11 protein-coding genes are annotated in these 12095 nt (G+C 55.9%); 3 read left to right on the forward strand and 8 right to left on the reverse strand.

What is annotated here, in order from left to right; genetic code table 11:
• Window positions 1-63: 63 nt before the first annotated feature.
• From AX755_RS01690 to AX755_RS01700, 3 genes are all read right to left on the reverse strand, one after another.
• Window positions 64-1386 (reverse strand): MFS transporter, encoded by a 1323-nt coding sequence (locus tag AX755_RS01690; RefSeq protein ID WP_013099207.1) that lies wholly within the window; start codon window positions 1384-1386, stop codon window positions 64-66.
• A gap of 263 nt (window positions 1387-1649) precedes the next feature.
• Entirely contained in the window at window positions 1650-2675 is a 1026-nt protein-coding gene (yhjD, locus tag AX755_RS01695; protein ID WP_013099206.1) for an inner membrane protein YhjD, read from the reverse strand.
• A gap of 50 nt (window positions 2676-2725) precedes the next feature.
• Complete coding sequence (locus tag AX755_RS01700; protein ID WP_020686106.1) at window positions 2726-3625, reverse strand: LysR family transcriptional regulator; 900 nt, start codon at window positions 3623-3625, stop codon at window positions 2726-2728.
• 119 nt (window positions 3626-3744) lie between these two features.
• Between AX755_RS01700 and AX755_RS01705 the strand changes: the two genes are divergently transcribed.
• Entirely contained in the window at window positions 3745-4503 is a 759-nt protein-coding gene (locus AX755_RS01705) for an SDR family NAD(P)-dependent oxidoreductase (protein ID WP_062856188.1), read from the forward strand.
• 173 nt (window positions 4504-4676) lie between these two features.
• A complete protein-coding gene (locus tag AX755_RS01710; RefSeq protein WP_038420781.1) occupies window positions 4677-5279 on the forward strand; it encodes a helix-turn-helix transcriptional regulator in 603 nt (200 codons plus the stop codon).
• Here the strand turns inward: AX755_RS01710 and AX755_RS01715 are convergent.
• A complete protein-coding gene (locus AX755_RS01715) occupies window positions 5258-5584 on the reverse strand; it encodes a lysozyme (RefSeq protein ID WP_013099202.1) in 327 nt (108 codons plus the stop codon). The genes AX755_RS01710 and AX755_RS01715 overlap by 22 nt on opposite strands.
• 71 nt (window positions 5585-5655) lie before the next feature.
• Window positions 5656-6195 (reverse strand): GNAT family N-acetyltransferase, encoded by a 540-nt coding sequence (locus AX755_RS01720; protein WP_013099201.1) that lies wholly within the window; start codon window positions 6193-6195, stop codon window positions 5656-5658.
• A 148-nt stretch (window positions 6196-6343) separates the two neighbouring features.
• On the opposite strand from AX755_RS01720, the gene AX755_RS01725 reads away from it, so the two are divergent.
• Window positions 6344-7933: an STY4199 family HEPN domain-containing protein gene (locus AX755_RS01725; protein ID WP_013099200.1), complete on the forward strand. Its 1590-nt coding sequence runs from the start codon at window positions 6344-6346 to the stop codon at window positions 7931-7933.
• A gap of 58 nt (window positions 7934-7991) precedes the next feature.
• Here AX755_RS01725 and AX755_RS01730 read toward each other — a convergent pair whose 3' ends face one another.
• The 3 genes from AX755_RS01730 to AX755_RS01740 form a co-directional block, all read right to left on the reverse strand.
• Window positions 7992-9641: an alpha,alpha-trehalase gene (locus tag AX755_RS01730; protein ID WP_013099199.1), complete on the reverse strand. Its 1650-nt coding sequence runs from the start codon at window positions 9639-9641 to the stop codon at window positions 7992-7994.
• Window positions 9642-9824: 183 nt separating this feature from the next.
• Window positions 9825-11177, reverse strand: coding sequence for a glutathione-disulfide reductase (gene gorA, locus AX755_RS01735; RefSeq protein ID WP_020687710.1), 1353 nt, complete (start codon window positions 11175-11177; stop codon window positions 9825-9827).
• Between the two features lie 71 nt (window positions 11178-11248).
• Window positions 11249-12091: a 23S rRNA (adenine(2030)-N(6))-methyltransferase RlmJ gene (locus AX755_RS01740; protein ID WP_029883697.1), complete on the reverse strand. Its 843-nt coding sequence runs from the start codon at window positions 12089-12091 to the stop codon at window positions 11249-11251.
• Window positions 12092-12095 lie beyond the last annotated feature (4 nt).

Genomic DNA, 12095 nt, shown 5'->3' on the forward strand with positions numbered 1-12095 from the left:
ACGCCTTACCCGGTCTACGATTCAAATGTAGGCCGGGTAAGCGCAGCGCCACCCGGCATTAGCTTAAAGCGCCTGATGCTTAGTCTCGTGCGTCAGCAGCAGCGCAATCAGCGTCAGTGCCGCCATGGCCGCCAGATACACGCCCACGTAGAACAGGCCATAATTTGCCTGCAGCCAGGTAGCGATATACGGCGCAACGGACGCTCCCAGAATAGACGAGACGTTATAGGAGAACGACGCGCCGGTATAACGCACTTCCGTCGGGAACAGCTCCGGCAGCAGCGCGCCCATCGGGCCGAAGGTTAATCCCATCAGGCTCAGACCAATCAACAGATACGCCATCACCAGCGCCGGGCTGCCCGAGCCTAACAGCGGCGGGAAGACAAACAGGGCGAACAGAATGATAAGCGTCGTGATGGTGATCATGCTGGAGCGACGGCCAAATTTATCCGCCAGCAGGCCGGCAATCGGCACCATGACGCCAAACCCAATCACCGCCATCATCAGCATCCACAGCACTTCGTTACGCGGCAGACCCAGCCCAACCGGCGCGGCAGCGGTGCTGAACGTCATGGAGTAGACGGTCATGATATAGAACAGCGTATAGGTAGCCAGCATGATAAAGGTGCCCAGCACGGTCACGCGGACATGTTTGGTCAGCAGCGTGCCCAGCGGCACTTTTACCTGTTTTTTTGCCGCCGCCACTTTCGCGAACACCGGCGTTTCGTGCAGAGAAACGCGAACATACAGACCAATCAGCACCAGTACGGCCGAGAAGACGAACGGAATACGCCAGCCCCAGCTCATAAACTGTTCATCGGTCAGCAACCAGGAGAGCAGCAGGAAGGTGCCGTTCGCAAAGAAGAAGCCAATCGGTGCGCCAAGCTGCGGGAAGGAGCCATACAGCGCCCGTTTACGCGCCGGGGCGTTCTCGGTCGCCAGCAGTGCCGCGCCGCCCCATTCACCGCCCAGACCCAGACCCTGACCAAAACGCGCCAGCGCCAGCAGCACCGGTGCCAGAATGCCAATGGTCTCGTAGGTGGGCAGCAGGCCGATGGCGACGGTAGAAATACCCATCGTCAGCAACGAGGCCACAAGCGTCACTTTACGCCCGATGCGATCGCCAAAATGACCAAACAGCGCAGAGCCAATCGGACGCGCGACGAAGGCGATAGCAAAGGTTGCCAGAGACTGTAGCGTGGCCGCCGTCGGGTCGCCCTGCGGGAAGAAAATATGCGGAAAGACGATGACCGCTGCGGTGGCGTAAATGTAAAAGTCGAAGAACTCGATGGCGGTGCCAATCAGCGAGGCGACGACAACTTTATTGCGTGAGTTGACCGGAACGTTTTCGCTCCCGGAATCGAGTGTTGTGGCGGTTGCTTGCATAATATTTTCTTATTTTATGTCGGACGAAAGGCCATATTACGCACAGCAAAAGCGACATTTCAATCTGTAACAAAGCCGCGAACCGGTGATAAAAGCAACAAAAAGCGGATAATGTTCAGACCAGCCAAAACACTTCCATGAAATGCTTCACAGATTTTAAATATCAGTGGATATAACTGGTTTTCAGTTAAATAAAAGTTACGGACTGGATATATATGCTGAAATGATGAATCGGGCTGAAACTTTCAGCCCGAAAGGGGGAATTAGCGGTGGGTTTTCCCCGGCATGCGCGTGTCGCCTTTGTATTCGGCGGTAGCAATCCACGCCGCGCAGAACAGCGTCAGGCGGGCGAAGAAGTAGAAGAACGCCATCAGCCCCAGAACGGAGCCAAACGCGGCGCCAGAAGGGGATTTCACCAGTGACGGCAGGGTATAAGTCATAACGATCTTAATAACCTCAAAGCCTATTGCCGCGAGCAGTGTTCCGCGGATCAGCGCTTTTTTGCGCGGACGATGACGCGGCAAGCGCCAGAAGATCCAGAAGAACAGCAGGTAGTTGGCGAAAATGGAAATCGCCAGCCCGATGCCGCGCCACGCAGGCTTGAGCCAGTCGATGTAATCAAGATAGAGCGCGGAGATAATCATCTGCTGCGCGGAACCGGCGACCGAGGTGATGGAGAGCGTGACGACCAGCGCCACCAGCAGACCAATCAGCGAAACAAAATCGCGGAAATACTTAACCCAAATTTTCTCCTGATCCTGAGGCTTACGCTCCCATACCTCGCGCGACTGGGCGCGAATGGCCTCGCGCAGGTTACCCATCCAGTTCACACCGGAATAGAGCGCAATCAGCAAACCGACAATACCCACCGTGGTGCGCTGCTGCACGGCAGTATTGATGGTGCTTTTTAGCGTGGTGGCGAGGGTCGGGTCACTGACGTTATTCAGGATCTTATTGAAAATATCCTGCAGCAGCGTCGGATGAGACGCGAGCACAAAACCGGCCGCCGCGAACGAGACCATCAGGATCGGGATCATCGACAAAAAGGAAAAATAGGTAATCGCTGCACCAAACTGATTTCCCATCCGGTCGTTGAAACGTTCCGCGGCGCGTATCAGGTGCGCAATCATGGGGATCTGCTGAACTCTCTCTGCCAGCGTAGTGACCGTCCCCAGCGCTTTGCTGGCTTTGCCGGGTGTGCTGGGCTCTTCGGGCCCGGTCTCCATCTTCTTGATGGGATCGTAATCTAATTGTTGAGTCGGTCGTTGCGGGTTATTTTCCGGCGTCACGCGTTTTTTCCTTTTCGTTGAGCTGGATGTCATTGAATTATAGCTTGCGACTAATCCACGTAAGCTTTTGTGATTTCCGTAAGCCACTCCATAAACAGGTGTACCCGGCGGGAGAGGTTACGGCGGTGGGGATAAATCAGGGAAACCGGCATGGGTTCAGCCCGGTATTGCGGCAGAACTTCAATCAGCTTTTTCGTGCGCAGAGAATCACGAACGCCCACGCGGGGAACCTGGATAATACCCAGCCCGGCGATGCAGGCGGCATGGTACGTCTCGGTACTGTTGACCGTTAAGACGCCGCCCGTTTTAACCCACTGGGTCGCACTGCCGTTATAAAACTCAAAGCCCTGCGGGCGCGTGCCCAGCATCGCGGCGTAGTGGATTACCGCATGTGAGGCCAAATCGTCCAGCGTTTCCGGATAACCAAACCGCGTCAGATAATCCGGGCTGGCGCAGTTGATAACCGTAAGCTTGCCCAGCGGGCGGGCGATAAGCCCGGAATCTTTCAGGGTGCCGACGCGCACCACGCAGTCGAACCCCTCGCGGATCACATCCACCAGACGATCGCTGCTGCTGAGCTCCAGTTCAATACCCGGATACTGCTGCAAAAACGCAGGCAGTTTGGGGATGACTAAATTTCGTGCAACTCCCACCGGCATATCGACGCGTAGCCGCCCGCTGATACTGGAGGGATCGTGCTGAAACATACCGTCCAGTTCATCAAGGTTCGCCAGCAGATCTTTTGCCCGTTCGTAATAGACCATGCCGTCCTGCGTGAGGCTGACGCGGCGCGTGGTGCGGTGCAGCAGTTGGGTGCCCAGGCGGTTTTCCAGCGCCTGAATCTGCCGCGACACGCTGCCTCTTGGCAGGGTCAACGTCTCCGCTGCGCGGGAAAAACTCTCCAGCTCCGCGACCCGAACAAACAACTGCATTGCGTTAATTTTATCCATCGGTAGCGCTCATTGTTGTTGTAAATGAAACAGTGAAGCGTTCTGTCACATCTTTATTGATCTTCTATCAGCTAATAAGCTCTTTCTCAATCTCCCTGACAACCGAAATGAGGTTTCTTATGACTGAACGTATCGCTTTAGTGACCGGTGGTAGCCGTGGTTTGGGTAAAAACGCGGCCCTGAAGCTGGCAGCAGAGGGAACAGGTATTGTCCTGACTTATCATCACAATCAGCAGGATGCGCTGGATGTTGTGCAAGAAATTCAGGAAAAAGGGGTAAACGCGGCGGCATTACAGCTTAACGTCGGAGATATCACCCGTTTCGAACATTTTGCTCAACAGTTGCAGGAAACCCTCCGAACCGTCTGGCAGCGTGATACCTTTGATTATTTATTGAACAATGCCGGAACGGGTTTATACGCCCCCTATACCGAGACGACAGAAGCGCAGTTCGATGAGGTAATGAATGTACATTTAAAAGGGCCGTTTTTCCTGACCCAGCGCCTGCTGCCGTTGCTGAAAGATGGCGGACGGATCCTCAACGTCTCCAGCGGGCTGGCACGTTTTACACAGCCAGGCTCCGCGACCTATGCGGCCATGAAAGGGGCGATGGAAGTACTGACCCGCTATCAGGCCAAAGAGCTGGGCGCACGTGGGATCTCCGTCAATATCATCGCGCCGGGGGCAATTGAAACCGATTTTGGCGGCGGACGCGTACGCGATGACGCGCACCTTAATCAGTTGCTTGCGTCGCAAACCGCGCTGGGGCGTGTTGGCCTGCCGGATGATATTGGTGATGCCATCGCCGCGCTGCTCAGCGACAAACTGGGCTGGATGAATGCGCAACGTATTGAAGTGTCTGGTGGGATGTTCCTGTAATACGCCTCCTTAAGGGGACGGAACCCCTTAAGGAAATCCTTAAAAGAGATGTGTCCAGATACGGGCAGATATAAAGAACGGCGATGAATTTGTAACCTCTCCGTTCATTGAGTTTTTTCTCAAATAACGCCTCTATACAATCCCCCCTCGCTATTCTCAGAGGGAGAAAAACGATGCGAGTAATCATGTTTGACAGGCAGTCGATATTTATTCATGGAGCGATAAACAGTTTGCAGACGTTAATTCCTGAAATAAATATGACAGGAACCCGTCAGGCAGATGAATTATGGGCGCAGTTGTCTGCGTCGCCATCCGCTATCGTCATGATTGACGGCGCATTAATTCAGAATGAGGGCATCAGCTTTCTAAAAGACATTATCACGCGTTTCCCTGCGATACGTGTCGTGATGGTGCTGACGAAAAAAGAGACCCGATGGGCTGAACAGATGTTTCAGCGCAACGTGAAGGCGATTATTCCCCGTAATGCCAGTCCCGAGCGGTTTGCCGCAGTGCTGGATTCGGTCTCCCGGGGGATGGTCTGTTTTCCCGGCGAATGGCTTGCGCAACAGGCGTCACACCAGGCGTTGTTATCCTTAAGCGAGCGCCAGCGTGAAGTGCTCAAGTTACTGGCCGCCGGGGAGTCTAATAAAGAGATTGGCCGCACGCTCAATATCAGTGCGGCAACGGTAAAGGCCCATCTGGAGTCACTTTTCCGGCGGCTGGATGTGAAAAATCGCACGCAGGCGGCAATGTGCTATACCCGGCTCACCGCCTGAGCGATGGCGTTTATCGGACACGGTGTGTCACTAAAACTGAACATTAACAACACCAGCGCATCGTGCTGGTGTTGCGTTAATGGCTGGGCGATATTTTCCTGAATTAACGTCTCATAAATCTGAATATCGTTATCTAACAAGCGCTCTGCTTCAGCAACGGTAATAAGACCATGGAACTTCTCCCATTGCTGAATAACGTGACCATACCCAATAACCTCAGTACCGTGCTCATCACGGTATTTTTCCAGAGACAGCCCTTGCTGTTTTTTAATTAATTCAACGGCAGCAGAAGATAGCTTCAACATGGTATTTTCCTCTTTCAGACACTACTGTAGAGGAAATACGGCACGAGACATATCCGCCAAATGGCCGTTGCTCAGCTGATATTTTCCAGATAGTCGCGCTGTAATAAACCGAATAGCCAGTCATTATGCCAGCGGCCGCCAAGGTAATAGCTCTCACGCAGCTCCCCCTCCAGCCGGAAGCGGGCTTTTTCCAGCAGACGCCGGGAGGCGATATTCCCTGCCGTGACGGTGGCGGTGAGGCGGCGGATCCCCCCCTGGTGGAAGGCATAATCACAGAGTGCCTGCAGGGATTCAAAGCCGTAGCCTTTTCCCTGGGCCGCGGGGGCGAAAAGGAAACCGACTTCGGCGCAATCTGCTTCGTGGTGTTGGTAGCCGGTCACCCCCAGCGGAGTCTGGCTGGCGTTATCGCGAACCACGAGGCAGAGCCAGTGCATGCAGCCGGGCGTCCATGGCGTCAGTCGGGAGTCGAAGGCCTCACGAATGTCCGCCACAGTGCGATCCTGCGCGACAAAGCGCATCACATCCGGGTCTTGCTGTAGCGCCAGAAAAAAGGGCCAGTCATCTTCCTGTAACGGCGAGCAGATAAGACGCGAGGTGGTTAGCTGAGGCATTCAGATTCTCCTGAAACAATATAAATGATTTTAGGACTGTCACTTTATTTCAACAGAAAGTCAGGTATGGTTAAGCGCGTATAAATAAAAAGAAAAACGGCCGTTCCGGGCCCCTTTTGGATGTCTTCGTGGTCTTTTAAGGAAAACAATGACGCTCAGCACATCACACCATAACCGCGAACAGTTTGAACACTGTCTGGCGGTCATTCGTCAGGCCTCTGTGGAAATATTGCTTCTCCTGAATGTACATGTTTCTGAGGGAAAAGATCCACGCTGGTTTCTGGAGCAGCTGGATAGCGCCCGTTTAGGCCTGGGCGGATGGGGGGCCGTGGCGAAGAAGCTCAACCTGAACGATGCCGAGATGTCAGAATTTACCCTGCAACTGCGCCTGTTGCAGCAGCGCGTACCGCAGTATGAAAGCGGGCAGGATGTCAGTGAAAATCAGCTTATTGCGGCAATGCGGTTTGTCACCGCGCTGGAACATCTTCGTCTGCAACAGCCTCTTCTCACCTACAGTACCGAGCTGGCGCCGGGCAGCGATCTTGAACAGCAGCAGGCGCACAAGCAGGTGCGTGCAATTGAACTGATGATTAAAGGGCTTATCCAGCAGGCGTGGCCCGATCAGGTCCGTCTGAACAACCACCTGAAGACCCTCTTTAACGCTGACCGCGTGCGGCGCTGGCTGAAGCTTGGCGACATCAACGATGTGCTAAGCGGCATGATGTTCAGCGAGCTGGCCCAGATGCTGGTGGATAAAAAAGAGTACAGCCGCTACTACGCGTCGCTGTTCAGCGATCCGTCCATGCTGACGCTGCTGGTGGAGCCGCGCAAAACGCTGCAAACCTTCCTTGATGACATCCGCCAGATCCGCAACAACCTTACCGTTCAGAAAGCGTTAACCTCGGCGCAAATCCAGCTACTCGACAACTACTACACCCAAATCACCCGGCCCGTTCAGCGTGCGTTTGAAGAGGGGCGAACCCGCGTCAACCCGGCCGGGATAATGGCGGTGGATGCCAGCGAACTGCACGCTTTCTGGGAAAAAGCACAGAAAAGGGATCGGGTCACCGGCGGGGATTTATTTGAAGTACGTGACACCATCGAAAAACCGACCCAGCGCGCCCCGCGAACGCCAGAACAACGCGAGCAGCTCATCTCCGGCGTGTTATGGGGCGCAGTGGGCGTGATGGTCATTGCGATTGTTGTGGGAGGATTCTGGCTGGTGACCAGCAGCGCGCCAGCAGAGACTGCAGTGGCCGCCACCGAAACGCCTGCGCCGCAGGAGATGCGGGAAACGCCCTCCTCGCGGGAGACGCTGACGCGCATGGGCATTACCTGGGACGAAAATAATTTCCGCTCGGCCATCAACCGCAACGACACCCGCATTGCGCAGCTCTTTTTGCAGGGTGGAATGGACTGGAAGCTCTCATGGACGGAAGAGGCGATGTCATCCAACCATGACGACGTGCTGGAGCTGATGTTGCGCTACCGACAGCACATGGTGGAAGAGAAGCCGTGCCGCCGGTTTATCAATACGCTCACCCATGCCATGGCGAATGGCGAATCGCTGACATCCCTGCGTAAACAGTACCTGAAAGCGTTTTGTACCGTCCCGGCCGTGGTGAAACGCCAGCAGCACGATTTGGATATGGCGACGCGCCGCGCCGAGTCACAGCCGAATGCCAGCACGAAAAAATGGCAGGCTATTCAGTCTGCCATTTATGAGGTGATCCGCTGATCGTAACGCCCTCTCCCTGTGGGAGAGGGCGGGGTGAGGGCACCAGACCGCACCCCACTCAAGGCTCCCCATACAACCCAATCAACCGCCGCACCACGCCATTCGTCCAGCCAAAGCCATCCTGCAATGGATACTCACCGCCGCCCCCTTCGCGTGGGGTACTGCTGGCGATGTGATACTTCTCAATCAGCTTATGGTGAGTCTTATAAAAATGATTCACCGTGTGCAGCCAACTCCAGGCGATCTCATCGCCCAGCGAGTCGTTGCCGTACTGCTTGAAGCCCTGAATGGCCATCCACTGCAGCGGTGCCCAGCCATTGGGTTTATCCCATTGCTCGCCGGTTTCGTACTCAGTCGCCAGGATACCGCCCGGAGTGAGCAGACGTGATTTAACCGCATCAGACAAGCGTTCTGCCTGCTCATGGGTCGCCATTCCGACATACAGCGGCACAATGCTCGCCGCAGAGAACAGCGCCATATTTTCCCGACGCCAGTCGTAATCGCGGTAGCAGCCATTCTCTTCATCCCACAGGTAGCGGTTCACCGCTGCCCGGCGATCGCTGGCTTTCTGGCGGAACAGGTCAGCCGTCTCCTTATCTCCTTTCGACGCCGAGATATTGGCGATAGCGCTTTCCAGCTTGAACAGGAAGGCGTTCAGGTCGATAGGGATAAACTGCGTGGTGCGAATGCTGGCCAGTCGGCCCGGTTCGCGCAGCCAGCGGGAGGAGTAATCCCAGCCGGAGGCCGCCCCTGCACGCAGATCGCGATACACCTCATTGGGTGGTCGACCGGAATGGCGGGCCGTCTCCACGTCCTCAATCCACGATTCGTCGCGCGGAGTGTCACGGTCATCCCAGTAGCGGTTCAGCAATGAGCCATCCGGCATACGCACCGCGCTGCGATAGGCCTGATTCAGCAGTAGCGACTCCGCGCCGTCCATCCAGAAGGCGTGCTCCATTTTGAGGTGCTCAAGGTAGCGCTTCGCACCGCGCACCCCGTCCTCTTCAAACAGCTCAACCATCAGGGCAAAGACCGGCGGCTGGGAGCGGCTGAGGTAGTAGGTTCGGTTGCCGTTCGGGATATGACCGTAACGCTCGATCAGCCACGCGAAGTTATCCGCCATACACTTCAGCAGATCGTTACGGCCGCTCTCGGCCAGCCCCAGCATCGAGAAGTAGGAATCCCAGTAGTAGGTCTCACTGAATCGTCCGCCGGGGACGATATAGGCCTGCGGCAGGGCCAGCAGGGAAGACCAGGGGATATGGTCCTGCGGCTCGCGCGTCAGCACGGGCCACAGGCTGTCGATATGCTCTTTAAGCGACAGCCCCGGGTCGGACACATACTCTGTGCTATAGGTCTCGGGCAGCCAGAAGTGATTCTCCACGAACTGGCGCAGGTCGAAATCCCGGTGGCGTCGCACCTTACGATAGCGGATCAAAATATCCAGCGGATCCATCTTCGGCGCGCAGTCGGGAAAGGTTTTGCTATCCGCAAACAGCCTTGTTGACTGCACATGTTCGAACAGCTCAAGGTAACGGTCAGCGGGGGTCAGGGCATCGGAGGCGGGTAGCCCCTCGATCATTTCTGGCTCCGGCTCCGCCTCAATCATCTCATCCAGTTTCAACTCGCAGGGATCGGTCTCGTAGCGCAGCTCTTCTGCGATCTCGAACGCGATGTTCTCGTTAGCCTGTAGTTTCTGGTTGAACATAATGATAAGGACCTCCGGTTAGGTGTTCTTGAAGACAGGTTTATCCGGGCGTCTTATAAGCGTAGACATTCGCTTCGGTAGATGGGGAGGAATATGTGCGGTAGATCACTCTTTTCGGAGCATTCGTTTTGCAACGATTTGTGAATGTAAAAAAGAATGCCCCTCAGTGGAGGGGCATCAGCACTAGCGCATGGTCACAAACTCTTCGGCCGCGGTCGGGTGGATCGCCACGGTGTTATCGAAGTCTTTCTTCGTCGCGCCCATCTTCAGCGCCACCGCAAAGCCCTGCAGGATCTCGTCCATGCCAAAGCCAATGCCGTGGATACCGACAATCTTCTCTTCCGGACCCACGCAGACCAGCTTCATGCGGCACGGCTGACGGTGCGAGGTGACGGCGGTATACATTGCGGTAAACGCAGATTTATACACTTTCACCTGATCGTCACCATACTGCTCGCGCGCCTGCGGCTCGGTTAAACCGACGGTGCCGATAGGCGGGTGGCTGAAGACCACGGTCGGGATGTTGCTGTAATCCAGGTGCTCATCCGGCTTGTTGTTGAACAGACGCTCGGAAAGGCGACGCCCCGCCGCAACGGCCACCGGGGTCAGTTCAACGGCACCGGTGTTATCGCCCACCGCGTAAATGCCTGGCACGCTGGTGTTCTGGAATTTATCGACGACGATATAGCCTTTTTCATCGGTTTTCACGCCGGTTACGGCCAGGTTGAAGTTGTCATTCGCCGGTTCACGGCCAATCGCCCAGATCAGGCAGTCGACGGTCTGGCTGCGACCATCTTCCAGTTCCAGGGTCAGGCTGCCGTCTGCATTTTTAATCACCGCTTTTGGCACGGCGTTGGTATGCAGGGTTGGACCTTCGGTGTTCATCACTTCTACTAAGGTGTCGACGATCAGCGGATCAAAGCTGCGCAGCGGCGCATGTTTACGCACGAACAGGTGCGCTTCAGCGCCCAGACCGTTAATCACACCGGCCAGCTCGACCGCGATGTAACCCGCGCCCACCACCGCAACGCGCTCTGGCAGGGCTGGCAGCTCGAAGAAACCGTCGGAGTCGATGCCGTATTCGGCACCCGGGATGTTCGGGTGGCTCGGACGGCCGCCGGTAGCGATCAGGATATGATCGGCAGTGATCGTCTCCCCGTTCACTTCGATCGTTTTCGCGTCCACAAAGCGGGCGAAGCCGTGGATCACATCTACGTTGTTCTTACCCAGCACGTTATCGTACGAGGTGTGAATGCGGTCGATGTAGGCCGTACGGCTGGCGATCAGCTTCTCCCAGTCGAAGTGGTTGATGGTGGTGTCAAAGCCGTAATCCGGGCCATACATATGGATGGCTTCACGGATTTGCGCCGCATGCCACATCACCTTTTTCGGTACACAACCCACGTTGACGCAGGTGCCGCCCAGCGCTTTGGCTTCAATCAGCGCACACTTCTGGCCATACATGGCCGCACGGTTGATGGAGGCGATGCCGCCGCTACCGCCGCCGATTGCGATGTAGTCATAATGCTTAGTCATAGCTTTTATCCTTAATCGTGAATTGCCGCGATTGTATACCTGAAATCAATAGTTTCCACCGATGGCTGCGATTACTCTGGCACAATCCAGCTGACGGTGGCGTGACCTGTCCCGGCAGGTACCAGCGTTTTATGCAGCCACGGCAGAACGTTGTTCATCTGCGCTTCGAGCTTCCATGGCGGGTTAATGACAATCATGCCGGAGGCGGTCATGCCGCGCTGGTCGCTGTCCGGACGGACGGCCAGCTCAATCTGCAGGATTTTGCGGATGCCGGTCGCTTCCAGATCTTTGATCATGCGCTTGATCTGCGCGCGCAGAACCACCGGGTACCACAGGGCGTAGGTGCCGGTCGCAAAACGTTTGTAACCTTCGTTAATGCCGGTGACCACCGCCTGATAGTCGGTTTTGATTTCGTATGGCGGGTCGATCAGCACCAGGCCGCGACGGGAGACCGGCGGCAGTTTGGCTTTCAGTTGCAGGTAGCCATCGGCTTTGTCCACGCGGGCGCGGCTGTCTTTCTGGAACTCAGAACGCAGCAGCGGGAAATCGCTTGGGTGCAGCTCGGTCAACTGCAGGCTGTCCTGCTCACGCAGCAGCTGACGGGCAATCAATGGCGAGCCCGGGTAGTAGCGCAGCTGGCCGTTGCGGTTGAAATGATTCACCACACCAATGTACGGTTCCAGCTCGGCAGGCAGATCGTCCTGCTGCCAGATACGGGCGATCCCTTCGAGATATTCACCGGTACGCTCGGCGTGTTCGCCGCTCAGCTGATAGCGGCCCGCGCCCGCGTGGGTGTCCAGATAAAGAAACGGCTTCTCTTTCTCTTTGAGTGATTCGATGATCAGGCTCTGAACGGTGTGTTTGAGGACGTCGGCGTGGTTGCCTGCGTGAAAGCTGTGGCGATAACTGAGCATGGAT

Source organism: Enterobacter sp. SENG-6 (assembly GCF_001605945.1).
Lineage (GTDB): Bacteria > Pseudomonadota > Gammaproteobacteria > Enterobacterales > Enterobacteriaceae > Enterobacter > Enterobacter cloacae.